A 25,587-nucleotide genomic window follows, 5' to 3' on the forward strand; every position below is an offset into this window, starting at 1 on the left:
ATGAGTGATAACTATGACTGAATATTTAAGTGTTTCTGCACTAACTAAATATATAAAATATAAATTTGACCAAGATCCTCATCTACAGTCAGTTCTTATTAAAGGAGAATTATCTAACTTTAAAAAGCATTCAAGCGGACATTTATATTTTAATGTCAAGGACAAAGAAAGTGTCATCAGTGGAATGATGTTTAAAGGAAATGCTTCTAAGTTAGGCTTTGAGCCTAAAGAAGGTGATGAGGTTTTAATTGAAGCTCGCGTTTCTGTTTATGAAAGACGAGGAAATTATCAAATATATGTTAATAAGATGCAACTCGATGGTATTGGTAATTTATACCAAAAGCTTGAACTACTAAAAAAGAAATTGAAAAAAGAAGGCTATTTTGATCAAAGTAACAAAAAACTCATACCAAAGTATCCAAAGAAAATAGCGGTTTTAACAGCGAGCACAGGTGCAGCCATTAGAGACATACATAGTACGATTAACAATCGCTACCCTTTGGTCGAACAAATTCAAATCAGTACCCTTGTTCAAGGCACGCAAGCTAGACAAGATATAATAGAAAAGATTCAATATGCTGATTCATTAGATGTTGATACAATAATAGTTGGACGTGGTGGTGGTTCAATTGAAGATTTGTGGAACTTTAATGAAGAAGATGTTGTTAAAACCATCTTTAATTGTCAAACACCTATTATATCAGCTGTAGGTCATGAGACTGATTTTACATTGAGCGATTTTGTAGCAGATGTTAGAGCTGCGACACCTACTCAAGCTGCTGTTATAGCAACACCTGATCAATATGAGTTATTACAACAAATTAAACAGTATGAATATACATTATCAAGATATATAAAACAATATATCGAACATCAGAAGAAACAACTTAATCACATATCATCATATTACAAATTTAAGCAACCGAGTTTATTGTACGATCAACAAATTCAAAAACGAGATGAATTAGAAAGACAATTAAATCATCTATTAAATACTAAAGTTGAAAAGTCAAAACATCACCTCAAGTTACTTCAACAAAGTTTTAATTTTAAAAATTTAAATCAGCAGATTACTCAGGAAAAGCAATCTATTTATCAATTGCATTCTAGATTGTCCAAAATAATGTCCAATAACATTACTAATTTAAAAACAGTGCTAAAAAACAAATTAGAAAGTCTTAATAATTTAAGCCCCACCAATACGATGCTTAGAGGGTACGCAATTGTCAATAAAGACAATGAAGTGGTTACAAGCACACATAAATTGAATGAAAACGACCAAATATCTTTAACAATGAAAGACGGAAGTGTCGATGCAACGGTTAAGAAAGTAAGGTGTAATGATGAGTAAAGAAAAGCAAAGTTTCGAAGAAATGATGAAAGAACTTGAAAATATCGTTCAAAAATTGGATAATGAAGCAGTTTCTTTAGAAGAATCCCTCGATTTATACCAACGTGGTATGAAACTATCTGCTAATTGTGATTCAACTTTAAAAGAAGCAGAGAAAAAAGTGAATGAATTAATGCAAGAAGAAGTTGGTGATAAAGGAAATGAAGAAACTACAGATGAATAAATTAATAAATATAATTAATACATCACTGAATAAGTCAATACAATCATCACCATTAAAAACTAATTTAGAAGAAAGTATGAAATATTCATTAAATGCTGGTGGTAAAAGAATCAGACCAGTCATATTATTATTAACACTAAAAATGCTTAACAAAGATTATCAACAAGGACTAAATAGTGCTTTAGCATTGGAAATGATTCATACTTATTCTTTAATTCATGATGATTTACCAGCAATGGATAATGACGATTACCGTAGAGGAAAATTAACAAATCATAAAGTTTATGGTGAATGGAAAGCCATTCTTGCTGGTGATGCATTATTAACAAAAGCTTTTGAATTAGTTTCTAATGATACTACCATTGAAGATAGTGTGAAAGTAAGTATTATAAAAAGACTTTCAAAAGCAAGTGGACATTTGGGAATGGTGGGTGGCCAAGCGCTTGATATGGAAAGTGAAGGGAAGTCAATTCGTTTAGAAACTTTAGAATCAATTCATGAAACTAAGACAGGCGCTTTACTAAATTTTTCAGTTATGGCTGCGGTAGACATTGCTCAAGTAGAACAAAATATTGCTAAGAATTTAGATGAATTTAGTCATCATTTAGGAATGATGTTTCAAATTAAAGATGATTTACTGGATGTGTATGGTGATGAATCAAAACTTGGCAAAAAAGTAGGCAGTGATATAGTAAATCATAAAAGTACTTATGTTTCTTTACTTGGAAAAGAAGGAGCAGAAGAAAAGTTAAACAATCATCAATATCTTGCTATGAACTGCTTAAATCAAATTTCTGATCAATATGATACTTCTGAATTAAGTGATATTGTAGATTTATTCTATAACAGAGACCATTAATTTATAAAAAAATATACTATATTTAGAATGTCTATTTTAACGTTATAACGCATTTATATCTATAGGTTGTCTTCATAGCTTATCTATGAGGCAATCTTTTTTAATTCTTCAATTTATATACAAGAATTATTCACATTTTTATTTCTAAACACTTATTTTAGTATTATTAATTAGGAAAATGATTTTGTAATAAATACTGATATAGTGCTCGTTAGATATTTTAACTTTACAATTTCAAAATAGTGTTTAGTAGTAGTTCAGAACTCCATGTGTTAAAATCAATGTATAAATATTCGTAATTTGAGGTGTTAATTGTGCCAAAAAAGTCAGTGAGACATATAAAAATAAGAGAGATAATTTCAAATGAACAAATAGAAACACAAGATGAACTAGTTAAACGTTTGAATGAGTATGATTTAAATGTTACACAAGCTACTGTTTCACGAGATATTAAAGAATTGCAATTAATTAAAGTTCCTGCACCTACAGGGCAATATGTTTATAGTTTACCAAATGATCGTAGATATCATCCATTAGAGAAGTTGGGTAGATATTTAATGGATTCATTTGTAAACATTGAGGGTACTGGTAATCTACTAGTTCTTAAAACGCTTCCTGGTAATGCTCAATCCATTGGTGCTATACTTGATCAAATTGATTGGGATGAGGTACTTGGTACAATTTGTGGTGATGATACATGCTTACTTATTTGTCGAGACGAAGAAGCGAGTGAAGAAATCAAAACTCGAATTTTCAATTTATTATAAGGATGCGATGAATTTATGTTACAAACCTTATCAATAAAACAATTTGCCATTATTGACGAACTTGATATAAACTTTTCTGACGGTCTAACAGTTATGAGTGGTGAAACTGGCTCAGGAAAATCTATCATTATTGATGCCATTGGACAGTTAATCGGTATGAGAGCTTCTTCTGATTACGTCAGACATGGTGAAAAGAAAGCAATTATCGAAGGTATCTTTGATATAGACGAGAGTAAAGACGCAATTAATATACTAGAATCATTAGCTATAGATGTTGATGAAGATTTTTTATTAGTTAAAAGAGAAATTTTCAGTTCTGGTAAGAGTATTTGTCGTATTAATAACCAAACTGTCACTCTACAGGACTTAAGAAAAGTGATGCAAGAACTGCTTGATATTCATGGTCAACATGAAACGCAATCTTTACTTAAGCAAAAATATCATCTTCAACTATTAGATGATTATGCAGACAATCAGTATTCAGATTTACTTAATCAATATCAACTTTCTTATAACCAATATAAAAATAAACGTAAAGAATTAGAGGAATTAGAATCCGCGGACCAGGCTTTATTACAACGATTAGACTTAATGAAATTTCAATTAGAGGAACTAACCGAAGCTTCACTGAAAGAAGGCGAAGTGGACCAACTTGAATCCGATATTAAAAGAATTCAAAACTCCGAAAAATTAAATCTAGCTTTAAACAATGCACATCAAGTTCTAACTGATGAAAGTGCAATACCCGATAGGTTGTACGAATTAAGCAACTACTTGCAAACGATTAATGATATCGTTCCAGAAAAATTCGTAAGATTAAAAGAGGACATTGATCAATTTTACTATATGCTAGAAGATGCAAAGCATGAAATTTACGACGAAATGGCTAACACTGAATTCGATGAGCAAGTTTTAAATGAGTATGAATCCAGAATGAATTTACTTAATAATTTAAAACGTAAATATGGTAAGGATATTACTGAACTTATTGCTTATCAGAGTAAACTTGCAAATGAAATTGATAAAATAGAAAACTATGAACAAAGTACATCACAATTAAGGGAAGAAATTAAAACGCTTTATAACGAAGTGATAGATATAGGAAAAAAACTTTCTCAAGAACGTAGGCGTGTAGCGAGAGAGTTAAGGGACCATATTGTTTCTGAAATACAAAATTTACAAATGAAAGATGCTAACCTTGAAATTTCGTTTAAACCATTAGATGAACCTACAATTGAAGGTATTGAATTTGTGGAATTTTTAATTAGTCCAAATCGTGGTGAACCACTTAAAAGTCTTAATAAAATCGCTTCAGGTGGTGAACTTTCAAGAATTATGCTTGCTCTAAAAAGTATATTTGTTAAATCACGCGGCCAAACCGCGATTCTTTTTGATGAAGTTGACTCGGGTGTATCTGGTCAAGCAGCACAAAAAATGGCTGAAAAAATGCGAGATATTGCTCAATATATACAAGTTATTTGTATTTCACACTTACCTCAGGTAGCTTCAATGAGTGACCATCATCTTCTAATAAGCAAGGCATCCAATGCCGATAGAACTACAACTCAAGTCAAAGAATTGAAAGATGAAAACAAAATAGATGAAATAGCACGTATGATTTCAGGAGCAAGTGTGACTGAGCTCACGAGAGAAAATGCAAAAGAAATGATTAAGCAAAATCACAATATTTAATTATGATTACCAAATTCAAACATAATGATTTTGGTTTTGATTAAATTTACAAATGATGTAAAATAGTTAAGTATTATTTTAAATTGAAGAAAACAAGATTGTAATTAGAAATATCAATAATGTTGGTACAACTATTTCCATTTCTTGTTTATTCTTTTTATCTAATGAAAAGCGTGAACATTAAATAAACCATTAGAGGACTAAAATACAGAATTTATATTTGTATTTTTAGTCTTCTATAAATTTAAGGAGTTAGACCATGTCAGAAAAACAATACGATTTAGTCGTGTTAGGTGGTGGTACGGCAGGATATGTAGCCGCCATCAGAGCTTCTCAATTAGGAAAAAAAGTAGCGATAGTAGAAAAATCACTCTTAGGTGGTACGTGTTTACATAAAGGATGTATACCTACTAAAGCACTTTTAAAATCGGCTGAAGTCAATCATACTATTAAAAACGCGCATACATTTGGAATTGATGTCAATCATTTTAAAATTAATTTCCCTAAAATTTTAGAACGTAAAGATGCTATTGTTAAGCAATTGCATGAAGGCGTCAATCAACTGATGAAACATCATCATATAGATATTTATAACGGTATTGGACGAATTATGGGAACATCTATATTTTCTCCTCAAAGCGGTACAATTTCTGTGGAATATGAAGACGGCGAATCAGATATACTCCCTAATAAAAATGTGCTTATAGCTACTGGGTCATCACCACAGTCTCTTCCGTTCATTAAATTTGACCATAAACAAATACTATCGAGTGATGATATCCTAAGGTTAAATACACTACCACAAAGATTAGCAATCATAGGTGGAGGTGTTATTGGTTTAGAATTTGCATCTCTGATGAATGATTTAGGTGCTGATGTAGTAGTAATCGAAGCGAATGACAGAGTTCTTCCTACCGAGAGCACACAAGTTGCGTCATTGCTAAAAGAAGAATTAACTAATCGAGGCGTTACATTCTACGAAAATATTCAATTGACCAAAGATCATTTTAACCAAACTGATAAGGGTGTAACTATTAATATTTCAGATGAGCCCGTCCAATTCGATAAAGTACTTGTTGCAATTGGTAGAAAGCCTAATACAAATGATATTGGTTTAAATAACACTCAAATTAAGACTTCTGATGCTGGTCATATTATAACAAATGGTTATCAGCAAACTGAAGATAAACATATATACGCAGCAGGAGATTGTATAGGGCAATTACAATTGGCACACGTCGGTTCAAAAGAAGCTATAGTTGCAGTTGAACATATGTTTGATTGTTCTCCTATACCTATCAATTATGACCTGATACCAAAATGTGTTTATACAAACCCAGAAATTGCTTCAATTGGTAAAAATTTAGAACAAGCAAAAAAAGCAGGCATCAAAGCAAAAAGTATCAAAGTTCCTTTTAAAGCTATAGGAAAGGCAATAATTGAGGATGTAACCCAATCAAAAGGATTTTGCGAGATGGTAGTTAACAAAGATGACGATGAAATCATAGGTCTTAATATGATAGGGCCACATGTTACAGAATTAATAAATGAAATTTCATTGTTACAATTTATGAATGGCTCATCTTTAGAACTTGGTTTAACAACACATGCACATCCTTCATTATCCGAGGTAGTCATGGAATTAGGTTTAAAAGCTAATGGTCAAGCAATTCATGTATAGTTGGAGGTAAAAAAATGATAGATTACAAGTCAGCAGGCCTTACAGAAGAAGACCTCAAAAAAATATATAAATGGATGGACTTAGGAAGAAAAACAGACGAAAGGCTATGGTTACTCAATCGTGCAGGTAAAATTCCATTTGTTGTCAGTGGTCAAGGGCAGGAAGCAACTCAAATTGGTATGGCATATGCAATGCAAAAAGGTGATATCTCATCACCTTATTATCGTGATTTAGCATTTGTCACTTATATGGGAATTTCTCCATTGGATACTATGTTATCAGCTTTTGGAAAACGTGATGACATTAACTCAGGAGGTAAACAAATGCCTTCTCATTTTAGTCACAAAGAAAAAGGCATTTTATCTCAAAGTTCTCCAGTAGCCACTCAAATACCACATTCTGTCGGTGCTGCATTAGCACTTAAAATGGATAACAAGCCAAATATTGCTACCGCAACAGTTGGAGAAGGCAGTTCAAATCAAGGTGACTTTCACGAAGGTATGAACTTTGCTGCAGTTCACAAATTACCTTTCGTCTGTGTAATAATTAACAATAAATATGCGATATCTGTACCAGATTCACTACAATATGCTGCTGAAAAGTTATCAGATCGTGCATTAGGTTACGGTATGCATGGAATACAGGTAGATGGAAATGACCCAATTGCAGTATACAAAGCGATGAAAGAAGCAAGAGAACGAGCGCTAGCAGGTGAAGGTCCAACATTGATAGAAGCTGTCACTTCACGTATGACACCACATTCATCTGATGATGATGATACATATCGTACAAAAGAAGAAAGAGACCTATTGAAACAAGAGGATTGTAATATAAAATTTAAAACGGCCTTACTCGATCAAGGCATCATAAACGAAAATTGGTTGAGTCAATTGGAAAAAGAGCATAAAGAACTCATTAATGAAGCTACTAAATCTGCTGAAGCAGCACCATATCCTTCAGAAGAAGAAGCTTTGACATATGTTTATGAAGAGGGAGGTCAACGAAATGACTAAATTATCATACTTAGAAGCTATACAAAATGCACAAGACTTAGCACTAAATCATTTTAGTAATGCATTTATACTTGGCGAAGATGTAGGAAAAAAGGGTGGCGTTTTCGGCACAACCAAAGGATTACAAAGTAAGTATGGTGATGAACGTGTAATTGATACACCTCTTGCGGAATCGAATATTATTGGTACTGCTATTGGTGCAGCAATGCTAGGTAAGAGACCTATTGCCGAAATACAATTTGCAGATTTCATTTTGCCTGCTACAAATCAAATTATAAGTGAAGCAGCTAAAATGAGATACCGTTCAAATAATGACTGGAATTGCCCACTGACTATCAGAGCACCTTTTGGTGGTGGAGTTCATGGTGGATTATATCATTCACAAAGTGTTGAAAGCATTTTTGCTTCAACTCCTGGATTAACTATTGTTATTCCTTCATCACCTTATGATGCTAAAGGTCTTCTATTGTCCTCTATAGAGTCTAACGATCCAGTCTTATACTTTGAACATAAAAAAGCATATCGTTTTCTAAAAGAGGAAGTTCCCGAAACATATTATACTGTACCTCTAGGTAAAGCAGATGTTAAAAGGCCAGGCGAGGACATCACTGTATTTTGTTACGGATTGATGGTGAATTACTGTTTACAAGCTGCAGATATTTTGGCAAATGACGGCATCGATGTTGAAGTAGTCGACTTAAGAACAGTTTATCCACTAGATAAAGCAACTATCATTGAACGCTCTCAACGTACTGGTAAAGTTCTTCTTGTTACTGAAGATAATCTAGAGGGAAGCATTATGTCTGAAGTATCTGCAATTATAGCTGAAAACTGTCTGTTCGATTTAGATGCGCCAATCATGCGATTAGCTGCACCGGATGTCCCATCTATGCCATTTTCACCAACATTAGAAAATGAAATTATGATGAACCCAGAAAAGATACAGGACAAAATGCGTGAACTCGCACAATTTTAAGGAGGGTGTCAATTGGATATAAAAATGCCTAAGCTTGGTGAAAGTGTGCATGAAGGTACGATTGAACAATGGTTAGTATCAGTAGGAGATCATGTAGATGAGTATGAACCATTATGTGAAGTTATTACAGATAAAGTAACAGCTGAAGTGCCTTCAACAATTTCTGGAACAATAACAGAATTAGTGGTTGAAGAAGGACAAACTGTCAATATTAACACGGTGATTTGTAAAATCGATTCGGAAAATGGTCAAAATCAAACAGAATCGGCAAATGAGTTTAAGGAAGAACAAAATCAGCATTCTCAATCAAATATAAACGTGTCACAATTCGAAAATAATCCTAAAACTCATGAAAGTGAGGTGCATACAGCCTCTAGTCGCGCAAATAACAATGGACGATTTTCACCAGTTGTCTTTAAATTAGCTTCTGAACATGATATTGATTTAACACAAGTCAAAGGAACTGGTTTTGAAGGTCGTGTTACTAAGAAAGATATTCAAAATATTATTAACAATCCAAACGATCAAGAAAAAGAGAAAGAATTTAAACAAACAGATAAAAAAGATCATTCAACGAACCATGGTGACTTTTTACATCAATCCTCAACTAAAAACGAACACTCACCATTATCAAATGAACGTGTCGTACCAGTTAAAGGTATTAGAAAAGCTATCGCACAAAATATGGTTACTAGTGTCAGCGAAATACCACACGGTTGGATGATGGTTGAAGCTGATGCAACGAATTTGGTTCAGACTAGAAACTATCATAAAGCTCAATTTAAACAGAATGAGGGTTACAATTTAACTTTCTTTGCGTTTTTTGTAAAAGCTGTTGCAGAGGCTTTAAAAGTAAATCCATTACTCAATAGTACATGGCAAGGAGATGAAATTGTTATCCACAAAGATATTAATATCTCTATTGCTGTTGCAGACGATGATAAGTTGTATGTGCCAGTCATTAAAAATGCAGATGAAAAATCAATTAAAGGTATCGCGCGTGAAATCAATGATTTAGCTACTAAAGCAAGATTAGGAAAATTAGCACAAAGTGATATGCAAAACGGTACATTTACGGTTAATAATACTGGTTCTTTTGGTTCTGTTTCTTCAATGGGAATCATTAATCATCCACAAGCTGCCATTTTACAAGTAGAATCAGTCGTTAAGAAACCTGTAGTTATAGATGATATGATTGCAATTAGAAATATGGTTAATTTGTGTATTTCAATCGATCATCGTATTCTCGATGGTGTTCAAACGGGAAAATTTATGAATCTTGTTAAGAAAAAAATAGAACAATATTCTATTGAAAACACTTCTATTTATTAATTACAAACAATGATTACCAATTAAACTTCATATTAAAGTTGAACGCTTTAAGGAGGATAATTTCTTCTTAAAGCGTTCTTCAGTATTCGTTTTAAATTTCAACTAGAATTTTTCAATCATCATAAATTAATCCTGTTGAACAATGTGTTGTTAATTAGTAGAATTAAATAAGTAAAATTAACTTATTATGGAAGGTGACAAATCATGGATTTAAACTTTGATTTATATATGAATGATGTTGTTGAACAAGCACGAAACGAAATTGAGCATGCTGGTTATCAACAATTAACTTCTGCTGAGGATGTTGATCAAGTTTTACAACAAAAGGGGACATCTTTAGTCATGGTAAATTCCGTATGCGGATGCGCAGGTGGGATTGCACGTCCTGCAGCGGCACATGCATTACATTATGATAAATTACCTCAACGATTAGTTACAGTATTTGCAGGACAAGATAAAGAGGCAACACAACAAGCTAGAGAATATTTTGAAGGATATGCACCCTCAAGTCCATCTTTTGCTTTGATTAAAGATGGTAAAATCACCGAGATGATTGAACGACATCAGATTGAAGGTCATGATGTAATGGACGTAATCAATCAGTTGCAAGCATTGTTTGATAAATATTGTGAAGAAAGATAAAAGGTTAGTTCCATGCTTAAGTTAAATCCCTATAAAATAGGATTTAGAACTGTCAAAACTGCTGTGGGAATGACTTTAGGAGTAATCATATGTAAACTTCTAAGCTTAGATAATTATGCATCCAGTGCTATTTTAGTTGTATTGTGCATAAAGCACACTAAGATGCATTCAGTACAAGCAATTTTATCTCGACTAGTTTCATGTTTACTCATATTATTTTTAGGTTCAGCAATTTTTAGTCTTTTAGGACAACATGCATTTGTTTTAGGTTTAATTGTTTTGTTGTTTATTCCTTTGACAGTTGTTCTAAATGTGCAAGAAGGTGTTATCACTAGTTGTGTCATATTATTACATGTCTTTAACGCCAAAGCTATTAATGGGCACCTTATTTTAAATGAAATAATGCTATTAATAGTGGGCTTAGGTATAGCATTTCTAATGAACTTAATGATGCCTAGTTTAGATAAGAAATTGAATCATTTTAAGCAGGATATAGAAAATCAAATAACTGAAATATTTAATATTTTTAGTCAAGCCTGCTCAATGCATAATGATCATTTAAATATTAAATTTGATTCATTACTTTTAAATATTAAAAAAGCAAAATCACTTGCTTTTAGAGATGTTAAAAATCACTTTGTACGAAACGAAAATTCATTTTATCATTATTTTGATATGAGAGAAGAACAAGTTGAATTATTAAAACGTATGACATCGTTATTAGAAAGAATAAATACAGATGATCCTATACTCGAAAAGATTTCACAATTAATGTATGAAATTGGAAGTAACGTAAATAGCAATGATTATACGGCTCTAAGACTACATTCACTTTATGAAATACGTTTATCTCTCGATGATTTACCATTACCGACTACTCATAAGACTTTAAATTCCCGAGCACATATTATTCAAATTCTAAATGAACTAGAAGAATACTTAAATATTAAATCTCAATTTGGTTCTTTAAAATTGCATAGTGAAATATAAAAAAGCCGTTACGTGACGAAATATTAATTAACGCCATGTAACGGTTTTTTATTAGTTCATTAATGGTGCTATGCTAGTTAATAGCAATGCTAGTACTACTGCAATTAACATAACAACAATAATGACACGTAACACTTTATTATTCAATTTCAATCCTCCGCATCATTAGGTCATATATAACCATTGAGTAATTGACACTATAAACTATAATTCATTCACTCGTAAAATATCAACTTTATAATAATAAAATTATATACTTTATCTTGTAGGTTGTAAAATGTCATAGAATTAAATCATTAGTGAGTAGTTAAATTAGTTTTGACAATTCATAATGTCAGTTAAAATATATTTATACAAGTAAAAAAGGGGTACCATATATGATTAATCAAAAACGTTTATTAGATTGTTTTCTAGAATTAGTGCAAATTGATTCGGAAACAGGGCACGAAGAAACAATTCAACCTTATCTTAAAGATACGTTTGAAAAAATGGGGCTCCATGTTATTGAAGATGAAGCTTCAAAAAATAATAGATTAGGTGCTAACAATCTTATTTGTACGTTAAAAAGTAATATAAGTCATCAGAATGTGCCGAAAATTTATTTTACAAGCCACATGGATACTGTCGTTCCAGGAAAAAACATCCAACCTGTAGTAAAAGAAGATGGATACGTTTATAGCGATGGAACTACGATACTCGGGGCGGACGATAAAGCCGGTCTTGCGGCAATAATTGAAGCGATTAAACAAATTAAGGAATCAAATTTGCCACACGGACAGATTCAAATAATTATTACCGTGGGAGAGGAATCTGGATTAGTAGGTGCTAAAGCAATAGATACTCGCCTTCTTGATGCAGATTTCGGCTATGCTGTAGATGCAAGTAAAGATGTTGGAACTACTGTTATCGGTGCTCCAACTCAAGTAAAGATTTATACAACTATAAAAGGGAAAACCGCCCATGCAAGCACACCTAAAAAAGGTATTAGCGCAATAAATATTGCATCAAAAGCAATCAGTCGAATGAAATTGGGACAAGTCGATGCATTAACAACAGCCAATATAGGTAAATTTCACGGAGGTTGTGCCACTAATATTATAGCTGATGAAGTCACTTTAGAGGCAGAAGCACGGTCACATGATGATCAAAGCATTAATAAACAAGTGAAACATATGAAAGAGACTTTCGAAACGACAGCAAATGAATTAGGCGGTCAAGCTGAAGTGTTAGTTGAAAAAAGTTATCCGGGATTTGAAGTTAGTGAAGCTGACAAAGTAACACAATATGCTATATCTAGTGCATTAGCCCTCGGTCTAAAAGGTGATACTTGTATTGCTGGTGGTGGTTCAGACGGCAACATCATGAATCAATATGGCATTCCTTCTGTGATTTTAGGAGTAGGATATGAAAACATACATACTACTTCGGAAAGAATAGCAATAAAGGATATGTATATGCTCACAAGACAAATAATAAAAATTATTGAGCTAGTAGCTGAATAAAACATGCATATCGTAATTGTTAATTAGCGATTTATGTTACAATATTATTGAAAATTTTTGAACAAGAGAGGTAAGTAATATGACACAACAAATTGGAGTAGTGGGTTTAGCAGTAATGGGGAAAAACCTAGCTTGGAATATTGAATCACGTGGTTATAGTGTTTCTGTTTATAACCGATCAAGACAAAAAACTGATGAAATGGTTAAAGAATCGCCTGGAAGAGAAATTTACCCAACATACTCATTAGAAGAATTTGTAGAATCTTTAGAGAAACCTCGTAAGATTTTATTAATGGTAAAAGCTGGACCTGCAACAGATGCCACTATAGATGGTTTATTACCTTTATTAGACGATGATGATATTTTAATTGATGGTGGTAATACTAATTACCAAGATACGATTCGTCGAAATAAAGCTTTAGCTGAAAGTAGTATTAACTTTATTGGTATGGGAGTTTCTGGTGGAGAAATCGGCGCACTCACGGGCCCTTCTTTAATGCCAGGTGGTCAAAAAGATGCTTATAACAAAGTCAGCGATATCTTGGACGCAATTGCTGCTAAGGCACAAGATGGTGCTTCATGTGTAACTTACATTGGCCCTAATGGTGCAGGACATTATGTTAAGATGGTACACAATGGTATCGAATATGCAGATATGCAATTAATTGCTGAAAGTTATGCAATGATGAAAGATTTATTAGTCATGTCACATAAAGAAATTTCTCAAACTTTTAAAGAATGGAATGCTGGAGAACTTGAAAGTTATTTAATAGAAATTACAGGTGATATTTTCAATAAATTAGATGATGACAATGAAGCACTTGTAGAAAAAATATTAGATACTGCAGGTCAAAAAGGCACAGGTAAATGGACTTCAATTAACGCACTAGAATTAGGTGTTCCTTTAACAATCATTACAGAATCTGTATTTGCGAGATTCATCTCATCAATTAAAGAAGAACGTGTTACTGCTTCTAAATCTTTAAAAGGACCTAAAGCACATTTTGAAGGCGATAAAAAAACATTCTTAGAAAAAATACGTAAGGCACTTTATATGAGTAAAATATGCTCATATGCACAAGGTTTCGCTCAAATGAGAAAAGCCAGTGAAGATAATGAGTGGAATTTGAAATTAGGCGAATTAGCAATGATTTGGCGTGAAGGTTGTATTATTCGTGCACAATTCCTACAAAAAATTAAAGATGCCTACGATAATAATGAAAACTTACAAAACTTATTATTAGACCCTTACTTCAAAAACATTGTTATGGAATATCAAGATGCACTACGTGAAGTAGTAGCTACTAGCGTGTACAATGGCGTGCCAACACCTGGTTTTTCAGCAAGTATAAATTATTATGATAGTTATCGCTCAGAGGATTTACCTGCAAACTTAATTCAAGCACAACGTGATTACTTTGGCGCACATACTTATGAACGTAAAGACCGTGAAGGTATTTTCCATACACAATGGGTAGAAGAATAATTTACGCTATAAAATCTCACTCTAAATTGGGTGAGATTTTATAAAAATTTTAATGTAAACGTTTTCTCTTAGTATAGTTTTTATCAAAATTAATGAGTCCTTTTATTTAAACTTATTAATTTTGTTTATATAAATTATTTAGTTTTTTAATAACATAGGAGGAGATATTATGAAAAGAAATTGGTGGAAAGAAGCAGTTGCATATCAAGTATATCCACGAAGTTTTAATGATAGTAATGGAGATGGAATAGGTGATCTACCTGGATTAATTGAAAAATTAGATTATCTAGAAAATTTAGGAATAGATGTCATTTGGTTAAGCCCAATGTATCCATCACCAAACGATGATAATGGATATGATATTAGTGACTACAAAGGCATTATGAGTGAATTTGGTACAATGAACGATTTTGATCAATTGTTATCAAGCATACATCAAAGAGGGATGAAATTAATATTAGACTTAGTGGTTAATCACACATCAGATGAACACCCTTGGTTTATTGAATCAAAATCTAGTAAAACAAATGCAAAAAGAGATTGGTATATTTGGGCAGATCCTAAACCTGATGGATCTGAACCTAATAACTGGGAAAGTATCTTTAATGGTTCAACTTGGGAGTTTGACGAATCGACTAAGCAATACTATTTCCATTTATTTAGCAAAAAGCAGCCAGATTTAAATTGGGAAAATCCAGATGTAAGACAAGCTGTGTTTGAAATGATGAATTGGTGGTTTGAAAAAGGTATTGACGGATTTAGAGTTGATGCCATTACTCATATTAAAAAGAATTTTGAAGCAGGAGATTTACCTGTACCTGATGGCAAAAAATTTGCTCCAGCATTTGATGTAGATATGAATCAGCCAGGAATACAAGAATGGCTCCAAGAAATGAAAGATAAATCGTTAAGTCGGTATGACATTATGACTGTAGGCGAGGCTAATGGTGTTACTCCTAATGATGCTGAAGAATGGGTAGGAGAAGAAAATGGGAAATTTAATATGATATTCCAGTTTGAACATCTTGGTTTATGGAGTACTGGCGATACGAAATTCGATGTTAAATCCTATAAACAAGTCTTAAATCGTTGGCAAAAGCAACTAGAAAATGTAGGTTGGAATGCTTTATTTATCGAAAACCATGATCAACCACGTCGTGTTTCAACCTGGGGTGATGATAAAAATTATTGGTATGAATCAGCAACTAGTCACGCTACTGCCTACTTTTTACAACAGGGCACACCTTTTATTTACCAAGGTCAAGAAATAGGTATGACTAATTATCCATTTGAAAGCATTGAAAGTTTCAACGATGTCGCAGTGAAAACTGAATATCAAATAGTCAAAAAAGAAGGTAGAGATGTCAATCAATTACTAGATAAATATAAAATGGAAAACCGAGACAATGCAAGGACTCCAATGCAATGGAATAATTCTATCAATGCTGGATTCACTACTGGTAAGCCATGGTTTCATGTAAACCCTAACTATACAGAAATTAATGTTAAACAACAACTAAATGATAAGTTTTCGATACTTTCTTATTATAAAGCGTTAATTCAACTAAAAAAATCTGATTTGATTTACACCTACGGTAAGTTTAATATGGTCGATGCTGAAAATAAGCAGGTTTTTGCATATACACGCACATTTAAAAACAATACTGTATTAATTGTAGCCAATCTCACAAATGAAGTATCAGAACTAAACCTACCTTTTGAATTAGATATTTCATCTGTAGATATAAAATTGCATAATTATCACTTAAATGATATAAATTTAGACCATATTAAACCTTATGAATCATTCGTCGTTGAAATATAATACCATGACGATAATTCAAAAATTAAAAATAAACACGCCAGTGATTTTAAATACGTCACTGGCGTGTTTCACTATACATTGGTGGTATTGGTAGTCCATAACTTAATTAATTTGAAAAACTCATTTATATTAAGTTTGTCCCAACTAAATTTAGGTGAACACAACTCGAAGAATTTCATTCTAAAATTCAACAAATCTATCGAGTTGAAATTCGAAACACGATTCATATAATACTGATAATCTCATAACTCTATGTCACATCTTAATTTTGATAACCTTCATCTAAATCATAGATTTCTTGTTTAATAGGCAACCATAATTGAATCTTAGTGAATGGGTCATTAAATGAAATATCAAGTGGATAAATCTCAACATATAAACTATTTCGCTCATAAGGTAAAGTAAGTTGCAAGCTAGACTCAATATAATACCAAGCCTCGTTTGTAGCATAATCAATTTCACCTTGTAAATTAAACAATGCATAATGGCGACCAGGTAAAAATCTGCTTTCAAGATGTGAAGGGTAACGTTCACTCGGAACACCAACAAATATTTCTAAACCTTGTTCCAGAGGACAGCTGACTACAAATAATTCATACGGGCTCGTATCATTATAACGTTTAAGTTCTTTAATATAACCATCTACTAATAGATCCTCTAAAAAGTCTGGAATATTAAATGGATTTGATAATTGCTCAGTAGGAATAAATCTTGAATAGCCAACTAAAGAAATATCATCAGTCTCTTGAAGTCTGTATGTATAGGGTGCATTTTCAGTCGTTGATAATTTTATATACAGTCGTTGCTGTATTTTTAGTTCATCTTTTTTTGTTGTAGCTTGAATAGGTGAGATACCATGAAAATCGCTAAAATCATTTGCGAAATCATTAGAATTCGCATAACGATATTTCTTAGCAACATCCATTAATCGACTAGCTCCATTAACTACATCGTTTGCTGCTATTGTCATTTTACGTGCACGCGCATATTCCTCTGGGGACTGACCAACTATCATCTTAAAAGATTGATCCAAATGATACGGAGAAAGACCAACGTAATCACTTAATTCTTGCAAATTAAAAGGCTCTAACAAACGATCCTCAATATATACAATTGCCTGTTGTATTTGCTTGATAACGTCCAAAACTTTCACTCCAATTAAATTCAATCATAATCTTTATTGTACATTATTTTTAAATATTATACATCTTAAAGCCAGATTAATTTTTTGCAAAATATAAAAAATGTGAATGATTAAGTCCTAAATCACTACAAGTTCTTTTAAACGTTGCGTAATTTAAGATATCATCATTCACACTAATCTATATTTATATAAAATCCATATTAGTGGATATCATCCCACCAATGATTTCCATCACGACTTAATAAAAGATCACTTTCAAGAGGTCCATTCGTACCCGCTTCATAGTTAGGGAAACATGGTTCAACCATTGTCCATTGATCTTGGATTGCATCTACAAATTTCCAAGTAGATTTTAATTCTTCCCAATGTGTAAAATTAGTCGCATCACCTTTAAGACAATCAAACAATAAGTTTTCATATGCATCAACTGTATTCATTTTATCTTGAGCACTCATTGCGTATGATAATTGCACTGGCTCAGTATCAATTCCTTGAATGTTCTTTTTAGCATTTAAATGCAATGAAATTCCTTCATTTGGTTGAATATTAATGACTAGCAAATTAGAATCTAGTAAATTGTCAGTTTCATAATATAAATTCATAGGTACTTCTTTAAATTCTACTACGACTTGTATCGTTTTTGATTTCATACGTTTACCCGTTCTAATGTAGAAAGGAACTCCAGCCCATCTAAAGTTATCAATTGTTAATTTACCCGATACAAATGTCGGTGTAACCGAATCCTTTGCTACGCGATCTTCTTCTCGATATGACTTAACCTGTTTACCATCTATATTGCCTTGATCATATTGACCACGCACGAAATTCTTTTTAACTTCTTCTGGTTTTAATTGTCTAAGAGATTTAAGTACTTTGACTTTTTCTGCACGTATATCTTCACTATTCAAACTTATCGGTGCTTCCATTGCAAGTAAAGCAACCATCTGTAGCATGTGATTTTGTACCATGTCTTTAAGTGCACCACTAGATTCATAGTAGCCACCACGATCTTCGACACCTAATACTTCTGATGATGTAACTTGAATATTTGAAATGTATTTATTATTCCATAAAGGTTCAAACATCGCGTTTGCGAATCGCAAAACTTCTATATTTTGCACCATATCTTTGCCAAGATAGTGATCTATCCGATAAATTTCTTCTTCTTTAAACGAACGTCTTATTTGATTATTTAATGATTCAGCAGATTTAAGATCACTGCCAAATGGTTTCTCTATAACTAAGCGTTTAAATCCTGTAGTTTGAGTAAGACCAGAAGATTTAAGGTAATCTGAGATCACTCCAAAAAATTGTGGTGCCATCGCTAAGTAAAACAGACGATTCCCACCTAAAGCAAATTCTGAATCTAGTCGCTCACTAAATTGAAGTAATGACTGATAACTTTCTTTATCACTCACGTCAGTTTTATGATAAAAAACATGCGTCATAAACTCATCAATTCTATCTGTATCTTTAACATAAGTTTGAATTGACGCTTTAACTTGGTCGCGAAATTGTTCGTTATTATAATCGCGACGTCCTATACCAATAATAGCAATATGTTCATCTAAATTGTCTTGTTGATATAAATGGAATATAGAAGGAAATAGCTTTCTATGACTCAAATCTCCTGTGGCACCGAATATTGTAATCAAACAGGGAATGTGTTTTTGTTTAGTACTCAAGATTAAAACCTCAATTCTTAAATAAATATAATAAAAGATGATATTCTTTATGATTAAACATAATTTTAGTTACGATACTTTTATTGCGTAGTATTAAAAGTAACTCAATCGCATAGTCAAATATGTTTATGGATTTCATTTGATATGAATACAATTTTAATTCATATCAAAGCATACTAGATTAATTTATTATATGATAATCACAACCTAAGGTCATTATATTTGCTTAAAGTTAAGTAAAATAAATTGAAAAATACATTATGACTTAAAAATCAACTTTAACAAATATGAGACACAAGTTTGCGCTTAATAAAATAATATCAAAAATGATTATTCGATAATAGTTTATAATTATATTTTATTTCTTGATATAGAAATTATTCTTACGTATGATAAAATGAGTTAAGAAGAGGAGGATGAAGCATGGAAGTTACATTTTTCGGTACAAGTGCTGGGTTACCGACGAAAGAGAGAAACACACAATCCATTGCTTTAAATCTAGAACCATATTCAAATTCGATATGGTTATTTGATGTGGGCGAGGGAACACAACATCAAATTTTAAGACACTCTATTAAGTTAGGGAAGATAGATCATATTTTTATAACACACATGCATGGTGATCATATTTTTGGTCTCCCTGGACTTTTAACAAGTCGTTCGTTTCAAGGTGGAGAAAATAAACCCCTTACTATTATAGGGCCTAAAGGTATTCAAAATTACATAGAAACATCTTTACAACTTTCTGAATCGCATTTGAATTATCCGATTACCTATATCGAAATCAATCAACAATTAGCGTATCACCACAATGGTTTTACTGTACAAGCTGAAATGCTTAACCATGGCATACCTTCATTCGGATATCGTATTGAAGCCCCAATCACGCCTGGTACAATCAATGTAGAGGCCTTGAGAGGTATTGGACTAGAGCCTGGTCCAAAATATCAGGAAGTCAAATTACAAGAAACGTTCGAATATAAAGGATTAATTTACAATTCGGATGATTTTAAAGGTAAAGCTAAACCTGGTCCAATTATCAGTATATTTGGTGATACAAAACCGTGTGAAAATGAATATGAATTAGCAAAGAACTCAGATTTAATGATTCATGAAGCAACTTACATTGAAGGAGATAAGAAACTTGCTAATAATTACCATCATAGTCATATAGACGATGTATTTAATCTAATTAAGCAAGCTAATGTAAATAAAAGTCTTATCACTCATATCAGTAACAGATATAACATTGATGAAGTTACATCAATATACAATGAGTTATCCCTTGATCAAACTTCTCCACATTTTTATTTCGTTAAAGATTTTGATACTTTCAAAATATAATAAAACGCTTTTCTCTCAGAATACTATCTTAGGAGAAAAGCGTTTTTATTTATTCATCTTCTTTATGTGATAATTCCATACTTCTATTCACAGCTGCACCTAAACAATCTTCAAACATCGATACAATATCATATTGAGATAGTGCATCAAGTCCAGCTTGTGTAGTACCACCTTTAGATGTAATATTTTTCCTTAATTGAGACATACTTAAGTCTGAACGCTCAATCATTTTACTTGTTCCAATAATTAAATTGCGTATAGATTCTTCGACTTGATTTCGTTCTAAACCTAATTCTGTACCTGCTTTTACATATTGTTCAAATACATGATATAAAAATGCAGGCCCACTTCCTGTAATTGCAGTAACTTGATGTAGATGTTCTTCGGAGACTTCTATAACTGATCCAAATGCATTGATTAATTCATCCACTTCATTTTTAGATTTAGGATCAAAATTATTTGAAAAACTTATTCCAGTAACCGAATGTCCAACTTGAGCATTTGTATTTGGCATAATACGAGCTAATGGATTATTGGTATTAAGCTGCTGACGAATATAATCAATAGATAAACCTGCCATTATAGAAATAAACCTATTATCATTAGTAATGTGTTCTCTAATACGATTAGCTAAATTTTCAAAATCATGGGGCTTTGTACCTAAAAATACATAATCGGCATCTTTGAGTAATGCTTCATCATCATAACTATAATTAACCCCTAATTTTTCTGCAAAGCTTTTTAATGCTTGTTCATTGGATTTATTAGTTAAATAAATATCATTTGCATTTAAATTGTTGGAATTAATAATTCCAGTAAAAATTGCCTGCGCCATATTACCAGCACCATAAAATACAAGTTTCATATTCAACTCAACTCCTTCAATTTTGAATTCTATTCATTGACTTAAAGTTATGCATATATAGTATCATATATCATAGATAAGTAATATTACACATAAATAAAATTGAATGCTATCACACTTATTAAGCTTGTTATTAAAATATACATAAAGGAGGAGCGACGTGATAGGCAAACACTTTATTATAACTGGAGCAACGAGTGGGTTAGGTTTTGCAATAACCAATGAATTACTTCAAAGAGGGGCCCATGTTACTATACTTGCAAGAAATATAGATAAGTTCAATCGAATCAAAGAAAACTATTTTAAACCTGAACATATCAATGTGATTAAATGTGATTTAATGCAACGAAAAGATATTGAATCATTACAAAAATTTTTAAATACACCTATAAATGGTTTCATCTACAGTTCAGGTGTTGGATATTTTAAGTCTATAAGTGAGCATTCAACTCGTGAAGTAGTAGAAACTTACGAGGTTAATCTTACAAATTTTAATTTGTTATACAAAGTGATTCAACCACAATTAGTAAAAGCAGCATATATCGTTGGTATATCTAGTCAAGCTGCTCTTGTTTCACAGGCTAATGCGGCACATTACGGTGCATCGAAAGCAGGGTTTAGCGCCGTTCTTAATGCATTGAGATTAGAACAACCGGAATTAAAAGTGCTCAATGTACAGCCCGGTCCAATAGATACACCATTCCAAAAAAACGCAGATCCTACTCTAAAGTATTTTAAAAATTATAGACACATGATGATACAACCTCAACAACTTGCCAAGCAAATAGTGGAAGGAATAATACTAAATAAAATTGAAATTAATCAACCATCATGGATGCAAATAATGCTTAAATTTTATCAATTATGTCCACGTACACTAGAAAAATTATGTCCAAATCTATTTAAAAATAAAGTTTAAACACAGGTCAATTTTAAGGTAATCAAAAGTATTGACTGAATGAACATTTTATAAATGATTTTTTCAAAAACTCATCTTTGGCTTTTGTCAACGTTATCAATATGATTTTTGTATTGCCTTAAAGTAAAGAGATCCTACAGACGTCATTTAACCGTTTCATCTGTTGGATCTCTTTATTTAAGTATAGTCATCTAGGTATTTAACAAGTTGGTTAATATCCTTTTATTTCAAATGTTGTGTATATTCAATATCTTTAACTCTATTACGTGCAGATTTGATTTGATCTAAACTGATTTCTTTATAATAATTGCGGACATTCTCTTCAAGTTGTTCAACGCTACTAGCTCCTACAATAATTGACCCCATAGCATCATGAGAAGTTAAATATTTAAATGATAACGCGGTTAAATTACTTTCCAATTCTTTAATAGAAGCAATCGTGCTACCTAATTCGTCTTGAGTGTAATCTAACACACCGTTTTTAAATTTTTCATCTATAACATCAACACTTTTTGAAGTTAATAAACCTTTAAATACAGGGCCACGTGCTAGAATTTTAACTTGCTTATCATGAACGTCATTAATAAGACTTTCAGGGCGATTATCTATTAAATTAAACTGGGACATAAGTGTTTCAATTTGACTATTTTTAAGATAATAGTCTATCACGTTAGGCCGTATAGATGAAATTCCATATGCACGAATATATCCTTCTTGCTTTAATTCATCAAATGCACTAATAGTTTCGTCTAGAGGATCATCTATTGTTCCGCCATGTAATTGATATAAGTCTAAATGGTTTAATCCTAATCGTTTCAATGATCCCTTAACACTTTCTTTAATATGTTTTTTCGAAGGATCCCACGTCATATGTCCATCGTCAGTTAATCGATTTCCAACTTTAGTTCCGATAACGATGTCATCACGATTTTGATATTTTTTTAAGGCTTTACCAACAATTTCTTCATTAACTCCTTGATCGTAAATATCTGCAGTATCAAAATACGTAATACCATTATCAATTGCACTTTCAATAATTGGTTGCGCTTTTTTATAATCTGTGCCTAAACTCATGCAACCTAACCCAAGTTCAGAAATTTCGATGCCACTTTTTAGAATATTTTTTTGCATGTCCAGTCTCCTTTCGATACACTTTAACTGACGAATTCAGTTTATCAATTTATAAAACCAATTAAAAGGAACGTGTTTAAATATGAGATTAAACGAAAAAACAATCGATAGAACAGTTATATATAATGGTAGTATTATTGATTTAGAAGTACATGATGTTGAATTACCCGATGGTAGCACATCTAAACGTGAACTTGTATTTCATCATGGTGCGGTGGCAGTGTGTGCAATAACTCCTGAAAATGAAGTTTTATTAGTTAAACAATTTCGTAAGCCTGCAGATCAACCACTTTTGGAAATTCCCGCAGGCAAATTAGAAAAGGGTGAAGATCGTAAAGAAGCGGCTATTAGAGAACTACAAGAAGAAACAGGATATATTGCTTCAGATTTGCAATTTGTCACTAATATGTATGGGTCTCCTGGATTTTCAAGTGAAAAACTTTCTATATACTTCACAGACCAATTAACGGTTGGAGAAACCAATTTAGATGATGATGAATTTGTGGAGCTTCACAAAGTACCTTTAAGTCAAATCGATTCATTGTTAAAAGATAATAAAATTGAGGATGCCAAAACAATCATTGCATTGCAACATCTATTATTAAATTATAATCATTCTAAATAACAAGCAAATCTCCTTGCTTTTTACCGACAATATTGGTATTTTATTAAATGAATCATGGATTAAATTAAAATGATTATAATTCTTAGTAGAGGAGTGAGGCTTCCGTGGAAGAACGATTAAATCGCGTGAAGCAACAATTACAACAATCTTCATATAAATTGACTCCACAAAGAGAGGCAACTGTTAGAGTATTAATTGAAAATGAAAAAGATCATCTTAGCGCAGAAGATGTGTACTTAAAAGTCAAAGATAAGGCTCCAGAAATAGGATTAGCTACCGTTTATAGAACTTTAGAATTGCTAGCTGAAATAAAAGTGCTAGATAAAATAAATTTTGGTGATGGTGTAGCTCGTTTTGATTTAAGAAAAGAAGGAGCCAAGCATTTCCATCATCATCTTGTTTGTATGGAATGTGGTAAAGTTGAAGAAATTGAAGAAGATTTATTACCTGAGGTTGAAAATCGTGTTGAAAATGAGTTTAATTTCAAGATTTTAGATCACCGTTTAACGTTTCACGGTGTATGTTCTGAATGCCAAGCCAAAAATAAGCAATAACTTATCCAATAGACAAGTTACCGCTTCAATAGGGGTGCCAACATGAATACTATCATTGAAGAATATTTAAATTTCATTCAAATTGAAAAAGGATTAAGTAACAATACTATAGGAGCGTATCGAAGAGATTTAAAAAAATATAAAGATTATCTTGAAGATAACAAGATTTCACATATCGATTTTATTGATAGACAAATTATCCAAGAGTGTCTTGGACACCTTATAGATATGGGGCAATCTTCAAAATCTCTCGCAAGGTTTATTTCTACAATAAGAAGCTTTCATCAGTTTGCATTACGCGAAAAATATGCTGCTAAAGACCCAACTGTTTTAATTGAAACACCCAAATATGAAAAGAAATTACCAGATGTGCTTGAAATAGACGAAGTAATAGCATTACTGGAAACGCCTGATTTAACTAAGAATAATGGATATCGTGATCGTACGATGTTGGAGCTTTTATACGCCACAGGTATGCGTGTAACTGAAATTATTCAATTAGATGTTGAAGACGTAAACTTAATGATGGGATTTGTAAGAGTTTTCGGGAAAGGGAATAAGGAAAGAATCGTTCCCTTAGGAGATACCGTCATCGAATATTTAACTACATATATTGAAACCGTAAGACCTCAATTACTCAAACAAACCACAACTCAAGCGCTATTTCTTAACATGCATGGAAAGTCTTTATCAAGACAAGGCATTTGGAAAATCATTAAACAATATGGTTTGAAAGCTAATATCAATAAAACGCTTACACCACATACATTACGGCATTCATTTGCAACACATCTCTTAGAAAATGGTGCTGATTTAAGAGCCGTACAAGAAATGTTAGGTCACTCTGATATTTCTACAACTCAACTTTATACACATGTATCTAAATCACAAATTAGAAAAATGTATACGCAGTTTCATCCAAGAGCTTAGTAATATAGGAATATGTAACCAGTAAATTTATGTTTAATAGCCAACCATAAA

General features: G+C 32.1%; 24 protein-coding genes. 19 read left to right on the plus strand and 5 right to left on the minus strand.

Features of this window, described 5'->3' with window-relative positions; translation table 11 throughout:
* Window positions 1-13: 13 nt before the first annotated feature.
* The 11 genes from xseA to AC1Q7N_RS02470 all read left to right on the plus strand — a co-directional run bounded on the left by xseA (window position 14) and on the right by AC1Q7N_RS02470 (window position 11,526).
* The gene (xseA, locus tag AC1Q7N_RS02420) at window positions 14-1,351 is read left to right on the plus strand and encodes an exodeoxyribonuclease VII large subunit (protein ID WP_001831186.1); all 1,338 of its coding nucleotides are present in this window, start codon (window positions 14-16) and stop codon (window positions 1,349-1,351) included.
* On the plus strand, window positions 1,344-1,574 hold the full coding sequence (locus AC1Q7N_RS02425) for an exodeoxyribonuclease VII small subunit (RefSeq protein WP_001830935.1): 231 nt from the start codon (window positions 1,344-1,346) through the stop codon (window positions 1,572-1,574). The genes xseA and AC1Q7N_RS02425 overlap by 8 nt, the downstream gene beginning before the upstream one ends.
* Window positions 1,552-2,433: a polyprenyl synthetase family protein gene (locus AC1Q7N_RS02430; RefSeq protein WP_002456496.1), complete on the plus strand. Its 882-nt coding sequence runs from the start codon at window positions 1,552-1,554 to the stop codon at window positions 2,431-2,433. Before AC1Q7N_RS02425 ends, AC1Q7N_RS02430 begins: the two co-directional genes overlap by 23 nt.
* Before the next feature lie 314 nt (window positions 2,434-2,747).
* Window positions 2,748-3,200, plus strand: a complete 453-nt coding sequence (gene ahrC / locus AC1Q7N_RS02435) for a transcriptional regulator AhrC/ArgR (RefSeq protein WP_002456185.1) — start codon at window positions 2,748-2,750, stop codon at window positions 3,198-3,200.
* Window positions 3,201-3,215: 15 nt separating this feature from the next.
* Window positions 3,216-4,892 carry a DNA repair protein RecN gene (recN, locus tag AC1Q7N_RS02440; RefSeq protein WP_001830981.1) on the plus strand — a complete coding sequence of 559 codons (1,677 nt, stop codon included), beginning with the start codon at window positions 3,216-3,218 and terminating at the stop codon, window positions 4,890-4,892.
* Between the two features lie 259 nt (window positions 4,893-5,151).
* Entirely contained in the window at window positions 5,152-6,573 is a 1,422-nt protein-coding gene (lpdA, locus tag AC1Q7N_RS02445; RefSeq protein ID WP_001830939.1) for a dihydrolipoyl dehydrogenase, read from the plus strand.
* A gap of 14 nt (window positions 6,574-6,587) precedes the next feature.
* A complete protein-coding gene (locus tag AC1Q7N_RS02450) occupies window positions 6,588-7,586 on the plus strand; it encodes a thiamine pyrophosphate-dependent dehydrogenase E1 component subunit alpha (RefSeq protein WP_001831036.1) in 999 nt (332 codons plus the stop codon).
* The gene (locus AC1Q7N_RS02455; protein ID WP_001830933.1) at window positions 7,579-8,562 is read left to right on the plus strand and encodes an alpha-ketoacid dehydrogenase subunit beta; all 984 of its coding nucleotides are present in this window, start codon (window positions 7,579-7,581) and stop codon (window positions 8,560-8,562) included. Before AC1Q7N_RS02450 ends, AC1Q7N_RS02455 begins: the two co-directional genes overlap by 8 nt.
* Before the next feature lie 12 nt (window positions 8,563-8,574).
* Window positions 8,575-9,894: a dihydrolipoamide acetyltransferase family protein gene (locus AC1Q7N_RS02460; protein ID WP_001831238.1), complete on the plus strand. Its 1,320-nt coding sequence runs from the start codon at window positions 8,575-8,577 to the stop codon at window positions 9,892-9,894.
* A 204-nt stretch (window positions 9,895-10,098) separates the two neighbouring features.
* On the plus strand, window positions 10,099-10,536 hold the full coding sequence (gene brxB / locus AC1Q7N_RS02465) for a bacilliredoxin BrxB (protein ID WP_001831204.1): 438 nt from the start codon (window positions 10,099-10,101) through the stop codon (window positions 10,534-10,536).
* Between the two features lie 12 nt (window positions 10,537-10,548).
* The gene (locus AC1Q7N_RS02470; RefSeq protein ID WP_002456499.1) at window positions 10,549-11,526 is read left to right on the plus strand and encodes an aromatic acid exporter family protein; all 978 of its coding nucleotides are present in this window, start codon (window positions 10,549-10,551) and stop codon (window positions 11,524-11,526) included.
* 51 nt (window positions 11,527-11,577) lie between these two features.
* Here AC1Q7N_RS02470 and prli42 read toward each other — a convergent pair whose 3' ends face one another.
* A complete protein-coding gene (gene prli42, locus AC1Q7N_RS02475) occupies window positions 11,578-11,673 on the minus strand; it encodes a stressosome-associated protein Prli42 (RefSeq protein WP_002493579.1) in 96 nt (31 codons plus the stop codon).
* Between the two features lie 230 nt (window positions 11,674-11,903).
* Here prli42 and AC1Q7N_RS02480 point away from each other — a divergent pair, with 230 nt between their 5' ends.
* The 3 genes from AC1Q7N_RS02480 (at window position 11,904) to AC1Q7N_RS02490 (ending at window position 16,339) form a co-directional block, all read left to right on the plus strand.
* The gene (locus tag AC1Q7N_RS02480; RefSeq protein WP_001831086.1) at window positions 11,904-13,028 is read left to right on the plus strand and encodes a M20/M25/M40 family metallo-hydrolase; all 1,125 of its coding nucleotides are present in this window, start codon (window positions 11,904-11,906) and stop codon (window positions 13,026-13,028) included.
* Between the two features lie 79 nt (window positions 13,029-13,107).
* Entirely contained in the window at window positions 13,108-14,514 is a 1,407-nt protein-coding gene (gene gnd / locus AC1Q7N_RS02485; RefSeq protein ID WP_001831189.1) for an NADP-dependent phosphogluconate dehydrogenase, read from the plus strand.
* 169 nt (window positions 14,515-14,683) lie between these two features.
* The gene (locus AC1Q7N_RS02490) at window positions 14,684-16,339 is read left to right on the plus strand and encodes a glycoside hydrolase family 13 protein (RefSeq protein WP_492712749.1); all 1,656 of its coding nucleotides are present in this window, start codon (window positions 14,684-14,686) and stop codon (window positions 16,337-16,339) included.
* Window positions 16,340-16,601: 262 nt separating this feature from the next.
* Here AC1Q7N_RS02490 and AC1Q7N_RS02495 read toward each other — a convergent pair whose 3' ends face one another.
* Together AC1Q7N_RS02495 and zwf are read right to left on the minus strand one after the other, a co-directional pair.
* Window positions 16,602-17,483: an AraC family transcriptional regulator gene (locus AC1Q7N_RS02495; protein ID WP_001831085.1), complete on the minus strand. Its 882-nt coding sequence runs from the start codon at window positions 17,481-17,483 to the stop codon at window positions 16,602-16,604.
* Window positions 17,484-17,683: 200 nt separating this feature from the next.
* The gene (gene zwf, locus AC1Q7N_RS02500; RefSeq protein ID WP_001831167.1) at window positions 17,684-19,168 is read right to left on the minus strand and encodes a glucose-6-phosphate dehydrogenase; all 1,485 of its coding nucleotides are present in this window, start codon (window positions 19,166-19,168) and stop codon (window positions 17,684-17,686) included.
* A 423-nt stretch (window positions 19,169-19,591) separates the two neighbouring features.
* Between zwf and rnz the strand changes: the two genes are divergently transcribed.
* Window positions 19,592-20,512, plus strand: a complete 921-nt coding sequence (rnz, locus tag AC1Q7N_RS02505) for a ribonuclease Z (RefSeq protein ID WP_001831008.1) — start codon at window positions 19,592-19,594, stop codon at window positions 20,510-20,512.
* Window positions 20,513-20,561: 49 nt separating this feature from the next.
* Here rnz and proC read toward each other — a convergent pair whose 3' ends face one another.
* Window positions 20,562-21,377 carry a pyrroline-5-carboxylate reductase gene (gene proC, locus AC1Q7N_RS02510; RefSeq protein ID WP_001831307.1) on the minus strand — a complete coding sequence of 272 codons (816 nt, stop codon included), beginning with the start codon at window positions 21,375-21,377 and terminating at the stop codon, window positions 20,562-20,564.
* Between the two features lie 160 nt (window positions 21,378-21,537).
* Here proC and AC1Q7N_RS02515 point away from each other — a divergent pair, with 160 nt between their 5' ends.
* Window positions 21,538-22,296: an SDR family NAD(P)-dependent oxidoreductase gene (locus AC1Q7N_RS02515; RefSeq protein WP_001831231.1), complete on the plus strand. Its 759-nt coding sequence runs from the start codon at window positions 21,538-21,540 to the stop codon at window positions 22,294-22,296.
* Between the two features lie 222 nt (window positions 22,297-22,518).
* On the opposite strand, the gene AC1Q7N_RS02520 is transcribed toward AC1Q7N_RS02515, so the two are convergent.
* Window positions 22,519-23,427, minus strand: a complete 909-nt coding sequence (locus AC1Q7N_RS02520) for an aldo/keto reductase (protein WP_001831310.1) — start codon at window positions 23,425-23,427, stop codon at window positions 22,519-22,521.
* Window positions 23,428-23,509: 82 nt separating this feature from the next.
* On the opposite strand from AC1Q7N_RS02520, the gene AC1Q7N_RS02525 reads away from it, so the two are divergent.
* The 3 genes from AC1Q7N_RS02525 to xerD all read left to right on the plus strand — a co-directional run bounded on the left by AC1Q7N_RS02525 (window position 23,510) and on the right by xerD (window position 25,536).
* On the plus strand, window positions 23,510-24,052 hold the full coding sequence (locus AC1Q7N_RS02525; protein ID WP_001831173.1) for an NUDIX hydrolase: 543 nt from the start codon (window positions 23,510-23,512) through the stop codon (window positions 24,050-24,052).
* Between the two features lie 104 nt (window positions 24,053-24,156).
* Window positions 24,157-24,606, plus strand: a complete 450-nt coding sequence (gene fur / locus AC1Q7N_RS02530; RefSeq protein ID WP_001831103.1) for a ferric iron uptake transcriptional regulator — start codon at window positions 24,157-24,159, stop codon at window positions 24,604-24,606.
* A 42-nt stretch (window positions 24,607-24,648) separates the two neighbouring features.
* Window positions 24,649-25,536 (plus strand): site-specific tyrosine recombinase XerD, encoded by an 888-nt coding sequence (gene xerD / locus AC1Q7N_RS02535; RefSeq protein WP_001831286.1) that lies wholly within the window; start codon window positions 24,649-24,651, stop codon window positions 25,534-25,536.
* Window positions 25,537-25,587: the final 51 nt, after the last annotated feature.

Source organism: Staphylococcus sp. GW823-FHT05F06, assembly GCF_058795495.1.

Bases quoted from the DNA above. Each gene is read 5' to 3' on its own strand.
- gnd (WP_001831189.1), top strand. From the start codon at position 13,108: ATGACACAACAAATTGGAGTAGTGGGTTTAGCAGTAATGGGGAAAAAC.
- AC1Q7N_RS02450 (WP_001831036.1), top strand. From the start codon at position 6,588: ATGATAGATTACAAGTCAGCAGGCCTTACAGAAGAAGACCTCAAAAAA.
- AC1Q7N_RS02525 (WP_001831173.1), top strand. From the start codon at position 23,510: ATGAGATTAAACGAAAAAACAATCGATAGAACAGTTATATATAATGGT.
- recN (WP_001830981.1), top strand. From the start codon at position 3,216: ATGTTACAAACCTTATCAATAAAACAATTTGCCATTATTGACGAACTT.
- AC1Q7N_RS02490 (WP_492712749.1), top strand. From the start codon at position 14,684: ATGAAAAGAAATTGGTGGAAAGAAGCAGTTGCATATCAAGTATATCCA.
- AC1Q7N_RS02455 (WP_001830933.1), top strand. From the start codon at position 7,579: ATGACTAAATTATCATACTTAGAAGCTATACAAAATGCACAAGACTTA.
- rnz (WP_001831008.1), top strand. From the start codon at position 19,592: ATGGAAGTTACATTTTTCGGTACAAGTGCTGGGTTACCGACGAAAGAG.
- AC1Q7N_RS02430 (WP_002456496.1), top strand. From the start codon at position 1,552: ATGAAGAAACTACAGATGAATAAATTAATAAATATAATTAATACATCA.
- AC1Q7N_RS02480 (WP_001831086.1), top strand. From the start codon at position 11,904: ATGATTAATCAAAAACGTTTATTAGATTGTTTTCTAGAATTAGTGCAA.
- xerD (WP_001831286.1), top strand. From the start codon at position 24,649: ATGAATACTATCATTGAAGAATATTTAAATTTCATTCAAATTGAAAAA.
- AC1Q7N_RS02520 (WP_001831310.1), bottom strand. From the start codon at position 23,427: ATGCAAAAAAATATTCTAAAAAGTGGCATCGAAATTTCTGAACTTGGG.
- AC1Q7N_RS02470 (WP_002456499.1), top strand. From the start codon at position 10,549: ATGCTTAAGTTAAATCCCTATAAAATAGGATTTAGAACTGTCAAAACT.
- proC (WP_001831307.1), bottom strand. From the start codon at position 21,377: ATGAAACTTGTATTTTATGGTGCTGGTAATATGGCGCAGGCAATTTTT.
- xseA (WP_001831186.1), top strand. From the start codon at position 14: ATGACTGAATATTTAAGTGTTTCTGCACTAACTAAATATATAAAATAT.
- brxB (WP_001831204.1), top strand. From the start codon at position 10,099: ATGGATTTAAACTTTGATTTATATATGAATGATGTTGTTGAACAAGCA.
- AC1Q7N_RS02425 (WP_001830935.1), top strand. From the start codon at position 1,344: ATGAGTAAAGAAAAGCAAAGTTTCGAAGAAATGATGAAAGAACTTGAA.
- lpdA (WP_001830939.1), top strand. From the start codon at position 5,152: ATGTCAGAAAAACAATACGATTTAGTCGTGTTAGGTGGTGGTACGGCA.